The organism is Peterkaempfera bronchialis (assembly GCF_003258605.2).
In the GTDB taxonomy this organism is placed as follows: Bacteria; Actinomycetota; Actinomycetes; order Streptomycetales; family Streptomycetaceae; genus Peterkaempfera; species Peterkaempfera bronchialis.
In genome coordinates this window covers 3639782-3659035 of record NZ_CP031264.1, presented here as the reverse complement: position 1 = coordinate 3659035, position 19254 = coordinate 3639782, and the positions used below count along the sequence as shown (strand labels likewise).

Annotated in this window: 14 protein-coding genes and 3 tRNA genes; 7 read left to right on the top strand and 10 right to left on the bottom strand. The window is 74.0% G+C overall.

The genetic code is table 11. From position 1 onward, the window contains the following. The first annotated feature begins 91 nt into the window (after positions 1-91). Positions 92-733, top strand: coding sequence for a nucleoside/nucleotide kinase family protein (locus C7M71_RS16230; RefSeq protein ID WP_229758764.1), 642 nt, complete (start codon positions 92-94; stop codon positions 731-733). A gap of 79 nt (positions 734-812) precedes the next feature. Here the strand turns inward: C7M71_RS16230 and mscL are convergent, their stop codons facing one another. After that, entirely contained in the window at positions 813-1262 is a 450-nt protein-coding gene (gene mscL / locus C7M71_RS16225; RefSeq protein WP_111491716.1) for a large conductance mechanosensitive channel protein MscL, read from the bottom strand. Between the two features lie 282 nt (positions 1263-1544). Between mscL and C7M71_RS16220 the strand changes: the two genes are divergently transcribed. Both C7M71_RS16220 and C7M71_RS16215 read left to right on the top strand, forming a co-directional pair. Beyond that, complete coding sequence (locus C7M71_RS16220; protein WP_229758762.1) at positions 1545-1904, top strand: globin domain-containing protein; 360 nt, start codon at positions 1545-1547, stop codon at positions 1902-1904. Positions 1905-1915: 11 nt separating this feature from the next. Continuing rightward, positions 1916-3115, top strand: coding sequence for a globin domain-containing protein (locus C7M71_RS16215; RefSeq protein WP_111491714.1), 1200 nt, complete (start codon positions 1916-1918; stop codon positions 3113-3115). Positions 3116-3160: 45 nt separating this feature from the next. On the opposite strand, the gene C7M71_RS16210 is transcribed toward C7M71_RS16215, so the two are convergent. From C7M71_RS16210 to C7M71_RS16200, 3 genes are all read right to left on the bottom strand, one after another. After that, a tRNA-Arg gene (locus tag C7M71_RS16210) sits at positions 3161-3233 on the bottom strand. Between the two features lie 190 nt (positions 3234-3423). Further along, positions 3424-3496: transfer RNA gene (locus C7M71_RS16205), tRNA-Arg, on the bottom strand. 185 nt (positions 3497-3681) lie between these two features. Beyond that, positions 3682-3772, bottom strand: a tRNA-Ser gene (locus tag C7M71_RS16200). A 211-nt stretch (positions 3773-3983) separates the two neighbouring features. On the opposite strand from C7M71_RS16200, the gene C7M71_RS16195 reads away from it, so the two are divergent. Beyond that, entirely contained in the window at positions 3984-7535 is a 3552-nt protein-coding gene (locus tag C7M71_RS16195) for a response regulator (RefSeq protein WP_114914393.1), read from the top strand. A gap of 61 nt (positions 7536-7596) precedes the next feature. On the opposite strand, the gene C7M71_RS16190 is transcribed toward C7M71_RS16195, so the two are convergent. Then, positions 7597-9249 (bottom strand): long-chain fatty acid--CoA ligase, encoded by a 1653-nt coding sequence (locus C7M71_RS16190; RefSeq protein WP_111490964.1) that lies wholly within the window; start codon positions 9247-9249, stop codon positions 7597-7599. Positions 9250-9375: 126 nt separating this feature from the next. Next, entirely contained in the window at positions 9376-10203 is an 828-nt protein-coding gene (locus C7M71_RS16185; RefSeq protein WP_265737660.1) for a DUF1906 domain-containing protein, read from the bottom strand. A gap of 96 nt (positions 10204-10299) precedes the next feature. On the opposite strand from C7M71_RS16185, the gene C7M71_RS16180 reads away from it, so the two are divergent. After that, complete coding sequence (locus C7M71_RS16180) at positions 10300-11379, top strand: EamA family transporter (RefSeq protein ID WP_114914392.1); 1080 nt, start codon at positions 10300-10302, stop codon at positions 11377-11379. Between the two features lie 96 nt (positions 11380-11475). On the opposite strand, the gene C7M71_RS16175 is transcribed toward C7M71_RS16180, so the two are convergent. Further along, positions 11476-11799: a hypothetical protein gene (locus C7M71_RS16175; RefSeq protein WP_111490966.1), complete on the bottom strand. Its 324-nt coding sequence runs from the start codon at positions 11797-11799 to the stop codon at positions 11476-11478. Between the two features lie 247 nt (positions 11800-12046). After that, entirely contained in the window at positions 12047-13510 is a 1464-nt protein-coding gene (locus tag C7M71_RS16170) for an MFS transporter (protein WP_407675988.1), read from the bottom strand. Positions 13511-13677: 167 nt separating this feature from the next. On the opposite strand from C7M71_RS16170, the gene C7M71_RS16165 reads away from it, so the two are divergent. Continuing rightward, a complete protein-coding gene (locus C7M71_RS16165) occupies positions 13678-14565 on the top strand; it encodes a helix-turn-helix transcriptional regulator (RefSeq protein ID WP_111490968.1) in 888 nt (295 codons plus the stop codon). A 95-nt stretch (positions 14566-14660) separates the two neighbouring features. Here C7M71_RS16165 and C7M71_RS16160 read toward each other — a convergent pair whose 3' ends face one another. Both C7M71_RS16160 and C7M71_RS16155 read right to left on the bottom strand, forming a co-directional pair. Beyond that, entirely contained in the window at positions 14661-14831 is a 171-nt protein-coding gene (locus C7M71_RS16160) for a hydrophobic protein (protein ID WP_111490969.1), read from the bottom strand. A 102-nt stretch (positions 14832-14933) separates the two neighbouring features. Further along, on the bottom strand, positions 14934-18680 hold the full coding sequence (locus C7M71_RS16155; RefSeq protein ID WP_111490970.1) for a SpoIIE family protein phosphatase: 3747 nt from the start codon (positions 18678-18680) through the stop codon (positions 14934-14936). A 159-nt stretch (positions 18681-18839) separates the two neighbouring features. On the opposite strand from C7M71_RS16155, the gene C7M71_RS16150 reads away from it, so the two are divergent. Then, positions 18840-19247 (top strand): sec-independent translocase, encoded by a 408-nt coding sequence (locus tag C7M71_RS16150; protein ID WP_111490971.1) that lies wholly within the window; start codon positions 18840-18842, stop codon positions 19245-19247. Positions 19248-19254 lie beyond the last annotated feature (7 nt).

Genomic DNA, 19254 nt, shown 5'->3' with positions numbered 1-19254 from the left:
CACCAAATCCGGCATATTGGTTGACCCGTGTCGCGGAGTCGGGTGAGAGGGCGGCGGGCCGTTCGGCCGTCCGGGCGGGCAGGATGAAGGCGTGGTGACCCCTTCCGTACGCCCCATCACCCCCGAGCGGCTGGCCGATGAACTGGCCGACCGCATCGCCGCCCTGCCCGGCACCCCCTGGCTGCGGGTCGCCGTGGACGGCGCCCCGGCAGCCTGCCCCGGCGCGCTCGCCGACGCACTCTGCGAGCCGCTGCGGCTCCGTGGCCGCCCCGTACTGCGCGTCTCGGCCGGGGACTTCCTGCGGCCCGCCTCGCTCCGCCTGGAGTACGGCCGCCAGGACCCCGACTCCTACTACGACGGCTGGCTGGACAGCGGCGGTCTGCTGCGCGAGGTCCTCGCCCCGCTGGACCCGGGCGGCAGCGGCCGGGTGCTGCCCTCGCTCCGCGACGCCGCGTCCGACCGGGCCACCCGCGCCCCCTACACCGAGCTGCCGCCGGGCGGGGTGCTGCTGCTCGACGGCGCGCTGCTGCTGGGCCGGTGGCTGCCCTTCGAGCTGACCGTGCATCTGGCGCTCACGCCGGGCGCACTCGTCCGCCGCACCCCGCCCGAGGAGCACTGGACGCTCCCGGCGTACGCCCGCTACGACGCCGAGGCCGAGCCGACCGGCAGCGCCGATGTCGTCGTCCGCGCGGACGACCCCCGGCATCCCGCGCTGGTGGAGCGGCCCGGGTGAGCCGCCCCGCCGCTACGGCCCCGGCACCGACCACCCAGGCACCGACCGGTCAGCCGCCGACCGACCGGCCGCCGACCGGTCAGGCGCCCGTGTGCACCTGCCCCGGCACGGGCCGCCTGCCGACCTCGGCGGTGCAGAAGGCGCAGCGGGTGGCGGCGGCCGGGATGGAGCTGAGGCACTCGGGGCAGTCGGCCTTGGGGGCTTCCAGGTCCTGGCGCGGCATGAAGCGGGCGCTCAGCTTGCCGAACGGCAGCACCACCAGGAAGTAGATGACCGCCGCGACCAGGACAAAGCTGATCACCGCGTTGAGGAAGGCGCCGAAGGGGAACTCGGTGCCCGCCACCGTGAAGGTCTTCTTGCTGTAGTCGCCCACGGTGCCGGTGGCCAGGCCCATCAGCGGGGTGAGAAAAGCGGTGACAAAGCCGTTGACCACGGCGGTGAACGCCGCGCCGATGACGATGCCGACCGCCAGGTCGACCACATTGCCGCGCAGCAGGAAACTGCGGAAACCCTTCACTGGCTGCTCCATTCCAAGGGGTCGGCCGGGGCCGGGCGGCCCGGGCCGACGGCCATCCTCCCGGATCGGGGCGCCGCCGTGCAGCCCGCTGCGGAGGGTCCTCAGGGCTTCGTCCACCGTTCAACCTGTGACCGGTCAGCGACTGTCTGAATTTGACTGTACAGAGCTATTTCTGACTGTTCATCAGCACAATCTGTTCACAGAGTCACCGCGTCGCTACAGTCGGGGCCCGTGACAGTGAATCCCATACTCATCAAAAGCAGTTTTTCGGCCGTCCAGCCCCATGGGACAGAGGTGACGGCCTGGTTCTATGACCATCTCTTCACCCACCACCCCGGGGTACGAGGGCTCTTCGCGGACCACCTGGACGAGCAGCGGGACCGCCTCTGGGCCGCCCTCGGAGCCCTGGTCTCCCATCTGGAGGACACCCCGACCCTGGTGGACATGGTCCGCAAGCTCGGCCGCCGGCACGCCGGCTACGGCGCCCTCCCCGAGCACTACCCGGCCGTCGGAGCCAGCCTGATCGCCACCCTGCGGCACTTCGCCGGCGACGCCTGGACCCCCGAGACGGAGGCTTCCTGGGCCGCCGTCTACGAGGTGGTCAGCAGCACCATGATCGACGCCGCAGCCGGCGAACCGACCCCGGCCGTCTGAGGCCGCCGCCCGTGGCCTTCGACCCTGCGGTCCTCCGCGACAGCTTCGCCGTCGTGGAACGCCGCGCCGACCACGTGGCCAAGTACTTCTACGCCCATCTGTTCACCCATAACCCGGGCGTACGCGCGCTCTTCCCCGACGACATGGCGGACCAGCGCGACCGGCTCTTCGCCGCCCTCACCCAACTGGTGCTGCGGCTGGAGAACCCCGAACAGCTCACCGCCTACCTCGGCGCCCTCGGACGCGACCACCGCAAGTTCGAGGCGCTGGAAGGCCACTACCCGGCGGTGGGTGCCAGCCTGATCGCCGCACTGCGCCACTTCTCCGGCAGCGCCTGGACGCCCGAGGTCGAGAAGACCTGGTCGGAGGCGTACTCGGTGATCTCGCAGGCGATGATCGACGCCGCCCGCGCGGTCGACCCCGGCGAACCCGCCTGGTGGAACGCCCGCGTCGCCGCCCGCCGCCGCGCCGCCCCGGACGTGGTGGTGCTGACCCTGGCCCCCGACCGGCCGTACCCCTTCACGGCCGGCCAGTACCTCACCGTGTGCAGCCCCCGGTCGTCCCGGATCTGGCGGCCGTACACGATCGCCAATGCACCACGGGCCGACGGCACGGTGGACCTCCACGTCCGGCGGATCCCCCGTGGGCAGCTCAGCGGGGCCCTGGTGGACCAGGTGGGCACCGGCGAGTGGCTGCGGCTGGGCCCGCCGCTGGGCGACGCCGTACTCGACCCGGACTCCCGCCGCCCGCTGCTGCTGGTCGTCGGCGGGACCGGGTGGGCGCAGGCCAGGGCGCTGCTGGAGCAGGTCGCGCAGTCCCCCCGGCCGACCCTGGCCTTCGTGGGCGCGCGCTCCGACGCCGACCTCTACGACCTCGACCGGGTCCGGGAGCTGGTCGAGCGCCACCCCTGGCTGGAGGTCGTCCTCGCCGCTCCGGCGGACGGCGCCGGACGGGAGGAGGCGGCGCGGCTGATGCGCGACGGCCTGGCGGAGCGCGGCAGCTGGGAGGGGTACGACGTGCACCTCTCCGGGCCGCCCGACCTGGTGCCCTCGCTGGTGCCGCTGCTCCTCTCCCGGGACGCACCACCGGACCGCATCCGGCACGACCCGGTACCGGCGCCCGGCGAGCCTCGGCCGCTGACCCCGGCGGACTGGTTCCTGACGCGGCGGGACGTCCCCTGGATCAACCGGACGGATCTGGGACACGCATAAACGATGGAGGCCCCGGGCGTCTGCCCGGGGCCTCCATCGGTGCTGTGCGCTCGGCAGGATTCGAACCTGCAACCTTTTGATCCGTAGTCAAATGCTCTATCCGTTGAGCTACGAGCGCCCTCAGGCGGTCTTACGACCTCCTGCGGTGTTGCGAGCACAAGCCTACCCGATCCGGAAGGCCGCTCCGACCAGCGACCGGCCGCCACGGCCGTCACTAGCCGCTACTGCCGCTACTCCCGCGCTGTCGCCGAGTGGCGGAGGAAAGGGCGGAGGCCCCGGGCGTCTGCCCGGGGCCTCCGTCGATGCTGTGCGCTCGGCAGGATTCGAACCTGCAACCTTTTGATCCGTAGTCAAATGCTCTATCCGTTGAGCTACGAGCGCCCTCAGGTGATCTTGCGACCTCCTGCGGTGTTGCGGGGACAACATTACATGACCGCTGCCCGGGGGTGAAATCGGATATCGCCCGTGGCGCCGCCGCCATCCCCGTTCGCCCACGGCGAACGAACCCTGGCCGCCCCAACGGGGACAGCCCCGCCGACCGGAGTCGGCGGGGCTGTCCCGAAGTGCGGAGGCTCGGGGATTTGAACCCCGGATGGGCTTTAAGGCCCAAACCGCATTAGCAGTGCGGCGCCATAGACCAGACTAGGCGAAGCCTCCCCGCGCGGGCTCGCGTCACCACAAGTGTGCCGCGCACCACGTGCATGGATGATGCCACAGCCTACCCGGCTGCGACCAACCGCCGTCAACGTTACTAGGCGGGTCGTCGGAACCGCAAAAACAATGGGATAGTTCTGGATGGCATGGCCTGGGGGGGCGGTGGAGGGCACCGCAGCACAGCACGAGTTCAGCCAGAGGAGGACCCCTCGACGTGAGCAGCAGGCCGACCCGAGGCGCTGCTCGCCTCGCAGCGATACTCGACGCGCTTCCGGACGCGCTGCTGCTCGTGAACAGCAACGGCACCGTCGTGGACGCCAACACCGCTGCCGTGGAGAGCCTTCAGGCGCCGGGGACCTCACTGGTCGGCATGGGCGTACTCGGTCTGCTTCCCGAGTTCGATCCCAGCCGCATCCCCGGATCGATGCGCCCCGCGCCCAGCGATCCCGACAGCGCCGACGGCCCTGTGCGGATGACCGCCCGCCGCACCGACGGCACCACCTTCCCCGTCGAGGTCTCCAGCAACGACTTCGAGGACGAGGGGTCCCCGTACTCCCCCTCCCCCCTCACCCCCTACGACCCGTTCCGCAGCAGCTCCGGCTGGGCCGCCCCCGGCTACGGCGGCGGCTCCGAGGGCAGCGCCCGCGAACTGCTGCTCATCCTGGTCCGCGACCTCTCCGACCGGCTCGACGTCGAGGCGGAGCTGCGCCGCCAGCACAAGCAGACCGAGATGATCCTGCGCGCCGCCGCCGAGGGCATCGTCGGGGTGGACCTCGAAGGCCGCGTGGTGCTGATCAACCCGGCCGCCGCGCACATCCTGGGCTTCCGGGCCAGCGAGCTGGGCGGCCGCGAGCTGCACCCGCTGGTCCAGCACTCGCGGGCGGACGGCACCGCGCTGGCGGCCGAGGAGTCCCCGCTCGCCGACACCCTCTCCTCCGGCCGCAAGCACCGGGTGCGCGGCACCGTGCTGTGGCGCAAGGACGGCCGCCCGGTCACGGTGGACCTCACCACCGCCCCGGTGCGCGACGGCGATCAGCTGGTCGGCGCCGTGATGACCTTCACCGACCGGACCAAGGAGCTGGCGCTGGCCGCCCGGGGCCGCCATCTCACCGCCGTACTGGAGCAGGAGCTGCGCGGCTCGCTGGACCAGCTGCGGCAGCGGATCGACGGGCTCGCCGCCGACCCGGCCGGCCAGCTCTGGCCGGAGGCCAACTGGACGCTGCGGCGGCTGGCCGACGAGTGCGCGCGCTTCTCCCGGCTGGTCGACGGGGTGCTGTCGTACCAGCGCTTCGAGAGCGCGGTGGAGAGCGGCAAGGAAGCGCTGGACCGCAAGCCGGTGGACGTGGAGAAGATCGTTCAGCGGGCCGTGAAGGCGGCCGGTGAGCTGGTCGGCGCCGACCGGGTGCGGGTCTCCCTCCATGTGGCCTCGGTCGAGGTGGTCGCCGACGCCGCGCGGCTGGCCCAGGCGCTGGCCCACCTGGTCACCGACGTCAGCGGGGTCCCCCTGTCGCTGGACCCCGCCGACCAGGCGCCCCGGCCCGCACCGTACGGCGCCACGCCCGCGCTGCCGCCGGCCGGCAGCGACGTGCCCGTGGTGGTGATGGCGGCCGCGCAGCGCGGCGACGTGGCCCGGATCGAGGTGCGCGGCCCCGGCGACGGTGGCAGCCCGGTGCACCTGCCGATCGCGCGCGGCATGGTCGAGCGGCACGGCGGTGTCCTCCAGTCGCACCGGCTGCCGGACGGCAAGGGCACCACCTATGTGGTGGAGCTGCCGCTGGACCCTGTCGCCGCCCGGGCCGCCGCCGAGCGGGCGGGTGCGGCCGGGCGCCGCGACGCCCCCAAGGAGTCGGACACCGCCGTCCTGCCGGAGCTGCCGGACGGCATCCCCGCCCCGCCGGTGGCCCGCCGCCCCGAGGAGTCCGAGGCACCCAAGGCGCCCGAGTCACCCGAGGCGCCCGAGCAGGCAAACGCCGGCCGTCGGGGAGGCAAGGAGCAGCAGGCCCCGCGCGCCCCGATAGCGCTCGGCCCCGGTCCGTCGGGAGCCGCGCCGGAGGGCGACGGCGGCCCGCGTCCGCCACGGCAGCGGACCCCGCAGGACGAGCCGCAGCCGGGCGCGGAACCCGCGTCGGAGGGCAGCGGCCGGCAGGGCGGCGGCCAGCGGCGGCGGCGGGCGCTCCCGGCCGCCGAGGGGGCCGAGTCCTACCCGGGCGACCCCGCGCCGCACAGCGTACGGAACGCGCTTCCCCCGGCCGCTGCGGACGCGCGGCCGGGCCCGGCCGTTCCGCCGCAGTCCACCGCCTTCGCCATGGAGCCCGTACCGCCGCGCGAGACGCCCGCCGAGGCCGTGCCGCCGGGCGCGGACCCCGCGGGTCCGGGGCCGGGCACCCCGGCGAACGGCATGCCCTTCCCCGCCGCCCCGGCCTACCCCGGCCTGGAGAACGCCCTGCCGCCGGCAGCGGCCGCCGCGCCGCAGCCCGCCGCGCCCGTCCCGCCGCCCACCGGGCGTCGGCGGCGGCTGGCGGTGCCCCCCGGCGACGACGTCCGGGCCCCGGTGCCGGCCGGACCGGCCGCGCTGGAGGCGGCCGGGCCCGCCGCACCGCAGGGCGACCCCGGCGCTGCCCCGGCTCCGGTTCCGACGGGCAGCGGTCCGGCGGCCCTGGAGCCGGCCCGGTCCGAGTCGGTGGACCCGTTTGTGACCGGGCCCGGCGCCTTCCCCGGCGGCTATCCGCAGGGGCCGGGCGACCCGGCCCGCCCGGTGGCCGCCCTCCAGGCCAACGGCGTGGTGGCCGGTCCGGTGCTCGACCTGGTCGCTCCCGGCGAGCCCGGGCAGCCCGCCGATGCGCCCCGGGCGCTGGAGGCCGCACCCATGGCCCTGCCGGCCGCCCCGGACGTCCCCGCGCACACCCCGCCGCAGCCGATCGCGGTGCCGCCGCTGTCCGGTACCGATGACACTGACGGCGCCGGTCTGGAGACGGCCGGGGCCGCCGTGGCCCCGGAGGCCGGGCCGGAGGACCAGCCCGCTGCGGGCGTCCCCTCCCCGGACGGCGGCCCGCGCCGGCTGCTGGTCTGGCCGGAGCCCGACCCGTCCACCAAGGAGGCCCTGAAGGAGCGCGGCTACCGCCCGGTGATCGTCCGCTCCCGGGAGGAGGTGGACGCGCAGGTCCCCGCGTACCCGGCGGCGCTCTTCGTGGACCCGCTGACCGGGCCGATCACCCGGACCGCCCTCCAGTCGCTGCGCACCGCCGCCGTCAATGCGCATGTCCCGGTGCTGGTGACGGCCGGGCTGGGGCAGGCCACCCGGGAGGCCGCGTACGGCGCGGACCCGGCGGTGCTGCTGCGGGCGCTGTCGCCGCGCGACAGCGAGAGCCATGCCCCCCGGGTGCTGCTGGTGGAGGCCGACTCCGACATCGCCACCGCCTTCTCCTCCAGCCTGGAGCGGCGCGGCATGCATGTGGAGCACGCGGCGTCGGAGAGCGACGCGGTCTCCAGGGCGAGCAGTGTGCAGCCCAACCTGGTGGTGATGGACCTGATGCTGGTCCGGCGCCGCCGGGTGGGGATCGTGGACTGGCTGCGCGCCAACGACCGGCTGCACCGCACCCCGATGGTGATCTACACCTCGGGGGACATCGACCCGCAGGAGCTGCCCCGGCTGCGGACCGGGGAGACGGTCCTCTTCCTGGCCGAGCGGTCGACCAGCGCCGATGTGCAGGGGCGGATCGTGGACCTGCTGAGCAAGATCGGTCCGCCGACCGCCGACGCCACCTGAGCACGGGCGGGGCCGGAGGACACCCCTCCGGCCCCGCCGCCGGGCGCCTCGGAGGACGCGGTCAGAGCGTGGTGACGTCCAACTCCCCGTCCGCGTGGCGCTTGCGGATGACCTTCTTGTCGAACTTCCCGACCGAGGTCTTGGGCACCTCCGGAATCAGCGTCCACCGCTCCGGCAGCTGCCACTTGGCGACGTGCTCCCCCAGGAAGTCGCGCAGCTCGGCGAAGTCCGCCGTGGCGCCCTCCCGCAGCACCACCGTGGCGAGCGGGCGCTCACCCCACCTCTCGTCGGGCACGGCGACCACGGCCGCCTCCACCACATCCGGGTGGGCCATCAGAAAGCCCTCCAGCTCGACCGAGGAGATCCACTCGCCGCCGGACTTGATGACGTCCTTGGCCCGGTCGGTGAGGGTGAGGTAGCCGTCGGGGGTGATGGTGCCGACATCGCCGGTGCGCAGCCAGCCGTCCTCGCTGAACTTGTCGTCGGGCCGTACCGGGTCCTGGCCCGCGCCGCCGTAGTAGGCCCCGGCGATCCACGGCCCTCGGACCTCCAGCTCGCCCGCCGAGGCGCCGTCGTGCTCCATCCGGGAGCCGTCGGGACCGGTCAGCCGGGCCTCCACCGAGGCCGGGAAGCGGCCCTGGGTGATCCGGTACGGCCACTCCTGGTCGGGCGTCAGGCCGCCGGGGACGGTGCCGAAGGAGCCCAGCGGCGAGGTCTCGGTCATGCCCCAGGCGTGCACCACCCGGATGTCGTGCCGCTCCTCGAAGGCCCGCATCAGCGACGGCGGGCAGGCGGAGCCGCCGATGACGACCATCCGCAGCGAGGAGGTGTCGTACGGGCGGTGGTCCAGCTCGTCCAGCAGCCCGGCCCAGATGGTGGGGACGGCGGCGCCGACGGTGGGCCGCTCGGCGGCGATCATCCGGGCCAGCGGCTCGGGCTGGAGGAAGCGGTCGGGCAGCAGCAGGTGGGTACCGGACATAAAGGCGGCGTGCGGGATGCCCCAGGCGTTGACGTGGAACATGGGGACCACCGGCAGCGCGGTGTCGCGGGCGGTGATGCCGAAGCTGTCGGCGGCGATGACCTGGAGGCAGTGCAGATAGATCGAGCGGTGGCTGTAGACGACGCCCTTGGGGTCGCCGGTGGTGCCGGAGGTGTAGCAGAGGGCGGCGGCGGTGCGCTCGTCCAGGTCGGCGGCCCACGGGTAGGCGGTGGGCCGGTCGGCGATCAGCTCCTCGTAGCCGTGCACGGTGCCGGGGAAGCCGTCCAGCGGGGACCGGTCGCCCGGGCCGGCCACCACGATGTGCCTGAGGGTGGGCGCGAGGTGCGGGAGGACGGGGGCGAGCAGCGGCAGCAGGGTGGAGTCGACCAGGATCACCTGGTCGGCGGCGTGGTTGATGATGTACGCCAGCTGGTGGGCGGGGAGCCGCAGGTTGAGGGTGTGCAGCACGGCGCCCATGGCCGGGATGGCGAGGTACGCCTCCAGATGGCCGGTGTTGTTCCACATCAGGGTGGCGACCCGCTGGTCGCCGGTGACGCCGAGTTCGTCGCGGAGGGCGTGGGCGAGCTGCGCGGCGCGGGCGCCGACCTCGGCGTAGCTGCGGCGGTCCGCTGCGGTACCGTTCCAGGTGGCGGCGGTGGAGCCGCTGTGGACGGTCGATCCATGGGTCAGGATGCGGGCGACGGTGAGCGGTACGTCCTGCATGGTGCTGAGCACTCGGGTCCTCCTTGACCGGGCGGCTGCTGCGACCCGGCTGCCGTCTACCCGCCGGTAGCCGGGGTCATGGCCCGATTCTGTCGGCGGAGTGGCCCGATGTCAGCAGTCGTGCCCGCACTGCGGCCTTCAGTAGCGGACCACGGCGACCGCCGAGTCGACGGCGTTGCGGTCCACGGTGAGGGCGGCTCCGCCGTAGCTCTCCCGGACGTTGCCTCGGTACTGGTGGACCCGCTGGTGGTCCGACCATGCCTGGGGGGAGAGGTGCTTGGCCTTGCTGGTGCGGGCCCGGCCGTTCCAGTGCGCGTACCAGAGGGCGTCGGGGAGCGGCCCCAGGCCGGCGCGGCGGGCGGCGGCGAGGTCGGCGATGCCGGAGTCGGCGCTGCTGTAGAAGCCGGCCCAGTAGCCGCTGTCCTGGATCTCGACGGTCCAGCCGACGACGAAGTCGAGCACGGCGCGGGTGCAGCGGGCATTGCCGCGCGGGTAGTTCTCCATGTCCAGGTAGAGGGCGCTGCCCTGGTCCAGGCCCAGGGCGTCGGCGCGGCTCACCGCGTCGGCGGCCTGGTCGCGGCCCTGGTCGCGGGCCTGTGCCGGGTCGATGCGGCGCAGGCGGTGGCCGCCCTTGCGGCACGGGGCCTGGAGGCCGGCGTAGAGCGGGAGCAGCCGCCAGCCCATGCGGTCGACGGAGGCGACCCAGTCGGGGGTGAGGCGGGGCTGGGCGCAGGCCCGGTTGATGCCTCCGAAGTAGATGCCGGCGGCGCCGTAGGGGGAGTGCCGGGCCCAGCGGCGCATGGTGGTGAGGGAGGGGGCGGCGCAGGCGTCGAAGCCGCGTCCGGTGAAGAGGTTGACGGGGAGTTCGTCGGCGCTGGCGGGCTGCGCTGCGGCGAACATCCCGACGGGTGGGACGAGCAGGACGAGGATGGCGGCCAGGATGGCGGCTGGTCGGGGAAGGCGCACGCTCCATCCTGTTCGCTTTGCGGGGATTTTCGGCTTATCGCCACACCGGGGTAACGAGTTTGCGGCACATACGCTCCTTACGCCACACTGATGGCCATGTCCTCCCCCGCCACCGAGCACGTCCTGCCCGGCGTTCCCGCCGAGGCCCTTGCCGTGCCGCCCTCCCCCAAGGGCGAGCCCGCAGGCGAGCGCGGCGGCTGGCGACGAGGCTCGGCCGGCGCCGCGGACCCCGGCCCCACGGCCGGTCCGGCCCACCGCCCACCGGGGCGGCGGACCCCCACCCTGCTGCGGCGCCTGGACTCGATCCCGGCGCCGCTTTTCTGTCTGCTCGCCATGGCCGCGGTGCAGTCGGGCATCGCCTTCTCCACCCCGCTCTTCGGCCCGCTCGGGGTGACCGGGACCACCTTTCTGCGGCTGCTCTTCGCCGCTGCGGTGCTGCTCGCCGCCACCCGGCCCCGGCTGCGCGGCCGGTCCCGCCGCGATCTGGCGTCCGCCGTGCTGCTGGGGATCGCCTCGGCCGGGATGACGCTGCTCTTCGCGGGCGCGGTGGACCGGCTGCCGATGGGTACCGCCGCGACCATCGAGTTCCTGGGCCCGCTGGCGGTGGCGCTGGTCTTCGCCCGGCGGCTCGGCCATGTGCTCTGGGCGCTGCTGGCCGGCGGCGGGGTGGTCCTGCTCACCCTGGCCGGTGGCCACGGCAGCGGACCCGGCGGCGGTGGCCACTCCGGGCTGGACCCGGTGGGCCTGGCCTGCGCCTTCGGCGCCGCGGTCTGCCTCGCGCTCTACATCCTGCTCACCCACCGGGTGGGCGCGGCCTTCAAGGGCTTCGAGGGCCTGGCGGTCTCCATCACCGTCGGCGCGCTGGTGATCGCACCGTTCGGCCTGGCCCCGGCGTGGCACGGGCTGGCCGCCGACCCGCACCCCTGGCTCCTGCTGCTGTGGGCCGCCGGGGTGGCGATGCTCTTCCCGGTGATCCCGTACGCGCTGGAGATGACCGCCCTGCGGCGCCTGCCGCAGCGGGTCTTCAGCGTGGTCGCCAGCCTGGAGCCGGCGGTCAGTGCGGTGGTCGGCATGGTGGTGCTGAGTCAGCTGCTCGGTCTGACGCAGGCGCTCGGCATCGCCTGTGTGGTGGCCGCCAGCGCCGGCTCCACCCTCACCGGGCGCGGCCCGGCCTGAGTCCTGACCTTGGACACGCCTGCGGGGCGGCGCCGAGATGGCGCCGCCCCACAGGACCGGCGTGCGGTGACCCTTTCCGCTGCCGGTGGCCGACCGTCAGCCGAGGTGCCTGTAGAAGTTGATGTTGAGGTTGGTCTGCGCCGCGTAGACCAGGCCGGAGTTGCCCTTCACACCCAGGGTGTTGTTCTGGTTGGAGGCGCCCGAGCCGGTCGCCGTCTGCTGCGCCCAGTTGTAGTTGCCGTCGAGCGGGCCGAAGACGTTGCCGCTGCCGGTGTCGGTGACGACGGAGCCGTTGGAGTGGTGGTCGGAGAGGGCGCCGTTGTCGGCCTGCGCGGCACCGGCCCCGGCGAGCAGCAGGGCCGCCGCGAGCGGGGCGGCTGCCAGCAGGCCGGTCAGGCGGGCGATCCGGTTACGAGCCATGTGGTCCTCCAGAGGCTGGACGTGGAACGTGCGGTGCGGATCACGTGGCCAGACGTGGTCCGCAGGCTGCGACGCCGATGCCCAGAATTCCGCAACAAATCGACAAAGTTCCAGCCCGGATGGAGTATTTACCTCTTTGGTGTGACATCTGAATCCCAAACCTCCAACGAGGGCCGGTCCGTGCCGTGACGGCTCCGCCATCCGAGGTCGCCCGAAAGGGTGGTCGGGGTGGTCCGGTTGGTCCGGTTCACCGCACCGCGCGCGGCAGCCGCCGGCTGAGCAGCACCACCGCCGCCGTACCGGCCAGCTGCACCAGCAGCACCACCGCGACGGCGTCCGGCACCCCCAGCACGGTGTCCGGCGACAGCGCGAGGAAGAGCGTGCCCAGGGTGGCGACGCCCAGCGCCAGACTCGCCTGCTGGGTGGTGACCAGCACCCCGCTGCCCACCCCGGCCCGCTCCACCGGCACATCCGCCAGCACCACCCGGAAGAGCGGCGTCATCACCAGCCCCTGCCCCACCCCGGCGAGCGCGGTGCCCGGCAGCAGGTCCAGCGGGCCCAGGTCCGACCCGGCGCGCAGGAAGGTGAGGGCCAGCACCGCCAGGCCGACCGCCTGCACCAGGGCGCCCGCCGTGATCGTCCGGCTCCCGTACCGGCCGACCAGCCGCGGCCCGGTCAGCGAGGCGGCGAAGAAGCCCACCGCCATCGGCACCAGCGCCATCCCCGCCGCCACCGGGCCCAGCCGCAGCCCCTGCTGGAGGGCGACCGCGACGGTGAACATGAACCCGCCGAAGCCGACGAAGAACGGCAGCCCCATCGCCAGCCCGCGCCGCATCCCCGGCACCGCCAGCAGCGACGGCGGCACCAGCGGCACCCGCCCGGCCCGCTCCGCCCGCCGCTCCACCACGGCGAAGGCGGCCACCGCGAACGGGAAGGCGGCCAGCAGCAGCCAGGTCCAGAGCGGCCAGCCGACCGCCCGGCCCTCCATCAGCGGCACCAGCAGGGTCAGCAGCGAGACCGCGAGCAGCACGGTACCGGCGGCGTCCACCGGTGCGGGGTGCGCGGAGCGGCTCTCCGGTACCGCGCGCAGCGCCAGCACCGCCGCGACCAGCGCCACCGGCACATTGACCAGGAAGATGGAGCGCCAACCGGTGCCGAAGAGGTCGGCGGAGACCAGCACCCCGCCCAGCACCTGGCCGATGACCACCGAGATGCCGGCGACCGCGCCATAGCGGCCCAGCGCGGTGGCGCGGCGGCGGCCGGTGGTGGTGGCCTGGATGGTGGCGAGCACCTGAGGCAGCATCAGCGCGGCGGCAGCGCCCTGGGCAACCCTGGCTGCCACCAGCGTGCCCGCCGTGGGCGCCAGGCCGCAGGCCGCCGAGGTCACGGCGAAGGCGACCGCTCCGGCGGCGAAGAGCCTGCGGCGGCCGAAGGTGTCGCCCAGCCGGCCGCCGAGGACCAGCAGCACCGCGTAGGCGATGCCATAGCCCGCGACCACCATCTCCAGCATCGCCGGTCCGGCGGCCAGGTCGCGGTCGATGGTGGGGAGGGCGACGTTCACGATGAAGAAGTCGAGCATCGGCAGAAAGGCGCCGAGCAGCACGGTGACCAGGCCCAGCGGGCCGAGCTGCGGCGGGGTCTCGGCTTCGGGCCCGGGGGCGGGGTCGGGCCCGGGCCGGGGGGCGCCGACGCGGATCGGACGCGGCAGCACGGTGGCCCGGGAGGGGATCGAGTCGGTGGCGGCAGGGACAGCGGTTCGCTCGGTCGTTTCACGCACAGGCTCTACGGTCCGGCAGTGCCGAGACGGGTACCAGAGTGTGGTTATCCAGGTATAAGTAGTACCTGGCACAGGGATGCGGCCTGCCGCATCCTGGCAGTATGACCATCGCCGCCATCCGGAACGGCCGACCCCCCGCCGACCCGCGTCCCCCCGACGAGGTGCGGCGCCGGGAGCTGGCCTCCTTCCTGCGCAGCCGCCGGGAGCGGATCTCGCCCGAGCAGGTCGGCCTGCCGTCCGGGGGCCGCCGCCGCACCCCCGGGCTGCGGCGCGAGGAGGTCGCCCAGCTCTCCGCCGTCGGTGTCACCTGGTACACGTGGTTGGAGCAGGCACGCGACATCCAGGTGTCGGCGCAGGTGCTGGACGCCATCGCGCGCACCCTGCTGCTGGACCCCAATGAGCGCAGCCACCTCTTTGTGCTCGCCGGAGTCGGCGACCCGTCACCGGGCAAGGACTGCGCCTCCATCACACCCGCGCTGCGGGAGATGCTGGAGCGGCTGGAGCCGCTGCCGGCCGCCGTGATCAACGGCCGGTACGACATCCTGACCCACAACCGGACCTTCGCCCGCCTGGTCGACGACCTGGACGCGTTCCCCTTCGAGGACCGCAATCTCATGTGGCTGGCGTTCACCCACCCGGCGTGGCGGCAGGGGCTGGTGGACCGGGATGAGTCGCTGGCGTCGATGGTCGCCCGGTTCCGCGCCTCGATGGCCGACCATGTCGCCGAGCCGGCCTGGAAGGCGCTGGTGAAGCGGCTGCGGGCGGCCTCACCGGAGTTCGCTGCGGCCTGGGAGCGGCATGAGGTCTCCATGCCGTCGGCGAACGGCACCAAACGCTTCCTCAACCCGCAGGTCGGCCTGCTCCACTTCGACTTCACCCATCTGTGGCTCTACCCCCGGCTGGGCACCCGGCTGATCACCTACACGCCGCTGGACAAGCAGACCCGCACCCGGCTGGACCGGCTGTACGCGCTGGCCACCGCAGGCTGAGCGCCGGTCGCCCGGGACACCGCACGCCGGGACGCCGCGAGGGGCCCCGCCGGATCGGCGGGGCCCCTCGCACGGTGCCGGGTGTCGTTCCCGGCCTACCAGCGGTACCAGCGACCCCGGCCTCCGGACGCGTCCGCGCCACGGAAGAGGAATCCCAGCGCCCAGACGACCAGAACGGCGATGGCGACCCACCAGAGCACCTTCACGGCGAAGCCGATACCGAAGAGGAGTATCGCCAGCAGCAGGACGAGCAGCAAAGGAACCATTGTCATCTACCTCCTGGCTCCGCGCTTGCCCCCGCCTGCCGCCTTCATGCCTGCGGGTACGCCGGGCGCCCGCATCGGGTGCCCAGCGGCGGGTCCCGGGCCTCAGGTGCCCAGCGGCAGGTCCAGCTCGGCCCAGACCACCTTGCCCACCCGGGTGGTGCGGCTGCCCCAGCGGTGCGCCAGCTCATTGACCAGCCGCATGCCCCGGCCGCCCTCGTCGTCCGCGGAGCTGCGGCGCAGCCGGGGCGGCTGGTGCCCGATGTCGGCCACCTCCAGGGTGAACATCCGGTCGCGGATCAGCCGCAGCTGCTTGGGCGCCCCGGCGTGCAGCACCGCGTTGGTGACCAGTTCGCTGACCAGCAGCTGGGCGTAGTCGGAGAGAGCGGTGAGGCCCCAGGCGGCGAGGGTCTGCCGGGTGAACCGGCGGGCGTCGCTGGGCGTGGTGCGGTCCTGGTGCAGTGGCAGGACGGCGATCCGGTCCTCGGGGACGGGGACCGCCCGGGCGACGATCATGGCGATGTCGTCCTCGGTGCCGGAGCTCACCAGGGCGGCGAGCACCGCGTCACAGGTCTGCTCCAGGGTGCCCCGGCGGGCGCCGAGGGTCCGGCAGAGCAGGCCGATGCCCTGGTCGATGTCCTCGCCGCGCCGCTCCACCAGGCCGTCGGTGTAGAGGGCCAGGACGCCGTGCTCCGGAAGGGTGAAGTCGACGCTCTCGAAGACCGCGCCGCCGACCCCCAGCGGCACCCCCGGCGGTATGTCGATCAGCTTGACGTTGCCGTCCGGCCCGACCACCACGGGGGGCAGATGACCGGCGCTGGCGACCGTGCAGAGCCGGTCCAGCGGGTCGTACACGGCGCAGACGCAGGTCGCGAACTGCCCCTCGCCGATCGCCGAGGCGGTCTCGTCCAGGCGGGTCAGCACCTGCTCCGGCGGCATGTCCAGGGTGGCGAGGGTCCGCGCGACGGTACGGATCTGCCCCATCGTCGCCGCCGCCCGGATGCCATGCCCCATCACATCGCCCACCACCAGGGCGACCCTGGCGCAGGAGAGCGGCACCACGTCGAACCAGTCGCCGCCGACCTCGCTGACCAGGCTGCTCGGCAGATAGCGGTGGGCGATCTCCAGGCCCAGCGTCGGGTACACCTCCTGCGGCAGCAGGCTGCGCTGGAGGGTCAGCGCGGTGGAGCGCTCGCGCCGGTACAGCCGGGCGTTGTCGATGCAGACGGCGGCCCGGCCGACCAGCTCCTCGGCGAGCGCCACGTCCTCGGTGCCGAACGGCTCCGCGCCCCGCAGCCGGACGAACTCGGCGCCGCCCAGCACCGCTCCACGGGCGAGCAGCGGCACCACCAGGTACGAGCTGATCCCGACCTCCAGGGCGGGCGCCACCCGGTCCGGCCCTCCCACAATCCGCCGCAGCGACTCCTCGTCCACCTCCGGGACCAGCACCGACCGGCCGCTGTGCAGGCTCTGGGCGTAGAACTGGGACGCCCCGAAGGCGGAGGTCTCCCCCACCGGGTCGGTCAGCGGGGAGGCCCACGGCCCGGCCGTCCGCCCGACCGCGACGGCGCGCAGCAGCACCGAGGTGTCGGACGGCACCGAGGTGGGCTCCTCGCCGCGCAGCACCGGGTCCAGCAGGTCCACGGTGGCCAGGTCGGCGAAGCGCGGCACCACCACCTCGACCAGTTCCTCGGCGGTGCGCTGGAGGTCCAGCGTGGTCCCGATGCGGCTGCTCGCCTCGTTGACCAGGGCCAGTCGGGCCTGGGCGGTCTGGGCCTCCTCCAGCGCCTGCTGCCGCAGCCGGACGGCCTCCAGCTGGCTGGTGTAGAGCCGGGCGTTGTCGACCGAGATGGCGGCCCTGGCGGTGATCTCCACGGCCAGCGCCAGGTCCTCGGCGCTGAACGGCTCGGGGGTGTCCCGCAGCCGGACGAACTCGGCGCCGCCGAGCACCAGGCCCCGGGCCCGCATCGGCACCACCATGTACGAGTGCAGGCCCTCCGCGCGGAAGACCTCCACCCGGGACGGGACGCCGGCGATGTGCGGCAGGTCCTCCAGCCGCACCTCGGGGATCAGCAGCGGTCTGCCGGAGGCCAGGCACTGGGCGTGCAGGGTGGCGGCGTCCCAGACCCGCGCCTCGCCCTCCGCGTCGACGCCCTGCTCGGTCATCGGCCGTCCGGGGGTGCCGCCGACGGCCAGGGTGCGCAGCCGGACCCGCCAGTCCGGGTCGGGAGCGGGCGGCTCGTCCCCGTGCACCACCGACTCGCGGACCGACACGGCGGCGACGTCGGCCAGCCGGGGCACCGCCAGGTCCGCGAGTTCCCGGGCCGTCCTGGCCAGGTCGAGCGTGGAGCCGATCCGGGTGCCCGCCTCATTGATCAGTTGCAGCCGCTCGGTGGCGGCGTTGGCCTCCTGGAGGGCCTGCTGCCGGGCCTCCGCCGTGCGGTGTTCGCGGGTGTACAGCCAGGCGTTGTCGATGGAGACGGCCGCGCGGGCGGCCAGCTCGTCGGCGAGCGTGATGTCCTCGTCCTCGAACGGCTCCCGGCCGCCGCGCCGGGCGTAGACGACCAGGCCGAGCACCCGGTCGCGGGCCACCAGCGGGGTCACCCGCGCCGTCCAGGTCGAGCGGTCCAGGTACTCGCGCAGGCGGGGGGTGCTGATCGCGGTGAGCCGGTCACCGGTCGGCCAGGCGACATCCACCGTGCGGCCGGTCGCCAGGGCCTCCGCGTACGGCGAGCCGGGCGGGATGCGGCCGACCCGGTCGGGCGGCAGCTCCCCCAGCGGGAAGTCGGGGTCGGCGGCGGTGAAGGCGAGCCGGCGTACCGGCTCCGGCTCGGCGTCCGGCGCCGCGTCCGCGTCCGCCTCCGTGCCCGGTACCTGGTCCGGTCCCACGCCCTGGCCCGCCACCCGGTGCTCCAGGACGAAGACCGCGCTGATGTCGGCGAGTTGCGGCACCATCGCCGCCGCCAGCTCGCGGGCGGTCTCCCGCAGGTCCAGGGTGGTGCCGATGCCCGCGGTCGCCTCCACCAGCAGCGCCAGCCGGTCCCGGGCCCGTACCGCCCTGGCGTCGGCCTCGTACCGCCCGGTCACATCGATCACCGAGCAGCAGACCCCGAGGATCCGGCCGGTCGGGTCGGCCAGCCGGAAGTACGAGCCCGACCAGCTGTGGTCGACCTCCGGGTCGGCGGGCGTCCGGCCGTAGGAGCGGGCGTCCACCACGGGCTCGCCCGTCTCCAGCACGCTCCGCATCGCGGCCTCGATCTCCGAGGCGTCGATCCCCGGCAGCAGCTCGCTGACCCGGCGGCCGAGGTGCTGCTCCGGCGGCAGGCCGTTCATCCGGGCCAGCGCGCCGTTGATCCGGACCACCCGCAGATCGGTGTCGTACACCGCCAGGCCGATCGGGGACTGCGCGAAGAAGGCGTCCAGCACCGCGAGGTCCGCCTCGACCCGCCGCATCGCCCTGACGTCCGTGGCCACCGCCAGCACCATGAGGCGCCGGTTGGGGCCGGTCACCGGGTGGGTGCGGAACTCCAGCTCCACCTGGTGGCCGTCCCGGTGCCGGGCCGGGAAGACCCCGGACCAGCCGTCGCGCCCGAGGATCCGGGTGAACAGCTCCAGCCCCCCGGACCGCTGCTCCTCGCCCACCAGCAGGTCCGCCGCATACCGGCCGACGGCCTCGTCCGCCGGGTAGCCGAGCAGGACTTCGGCGTCGTCGCTCCAGTGCAGGATCCGGCCCTCGCTGTCGACCAGCGCGGTCGCCAGCGGCACCCCCAGCAGCCCGCCCGGCCGCGACGGCCCGCCGCCCGCCTGCTCCCGGCGGGCGCTGTCAGCGGTACTCGACTCGTCTCCGCGCATAGTCAGGAACCACCTGAGGGCCGACTGCGGTCCATTGTTCTCCTCTGCGGCCGTGCGCGCCTCTTCCGCGGGTCCCGGCGGCGGGAGGGTGGAGGCCGTAGGTTTCTCAGTTACGCAATCGATAAAGTGTCCCTCTCGGACGTGGACGGGAGTGGTGCGGTGTTCTTCGACATGGGTCCGGTGAAGCTGGTCGCACTGCTGACCCTCGCGGTGGTGCTGTTCGGTCCGGACAAGCTGCCGGCCGTCATCCAGCAGGCCATGGAGCTGCTGCGCAGGATCCGGGAGTTCTCCGACAGTGCGAAGGAGGACATCCGCTCCGGGCTGGGGCCGGAGTTCCAGGACTTCGAGTTCGAGGACCTGCACCCCCGGAACATCGTCCGCAAGCAGTTGCAGGGCGGCGACGACCTGGGGCTCAAGGAGTTCCGCGACCTCCGCGACCTCCTCGATCCGCTGCACCCGCTCGACCCGCCGGACCCGCTGGACCCGCTGCACCCTCCGGACCGGCCGGCGGAGCGCGGCCCGGCCGCCCGGGGCGGGCCGCCGCCCTTCGACCCCGAGGCGACCTGAGCCGCCC

Excerpts from the sequence above, each read along its gene's own strand:
- C7M71_RS16180 (WP_114914392.1), top strand. The coding sequence starts at position 10,300 with ATGTCCTCCCCCGCCACCGAGCACGTCCTGCCCGGCGTTCCCGCCGAG.
- C7M71_RS16175 (WP_111490966.1), bottom strand. The coding sequence starts at position 11,799 with ATGGCTCGTAACCGGATCGCCCGCCTGACCGGCCTGCTGGCAGCCGCC.
- C7M71_RS16165 (WP_111490968.1), top strand. The coding sequence starts at position 13,678 with ATGACCATCGCCGCCATCCGGAACGGCCGACCCCCCGCCGACCCGCGT.
- C7M71_RS16155 (WP_111490970.1), bottom strand. The coding sequence starts at position 18,680 with ATGCGCGGAGACGAGTCGAGTACCGCTGACAGCGCCCGCCGGGAGCAG.
- C7M71_RS16160 (WP_111490969.1), bottom strand. The coding sequence starts at position 14,831 with ATGGTTCCTTTGCTGCTCGTCCTGCTGCTGGCGATACTCCTCTTCGGT.
- mscL (WP_111491716.1), bottom strand. The coding sequence starts at position 1,262 with ATGGAGCAGCCAGTGAAGGGTTTCCGCAGTTTCCTGCTGCGCGGCAAT.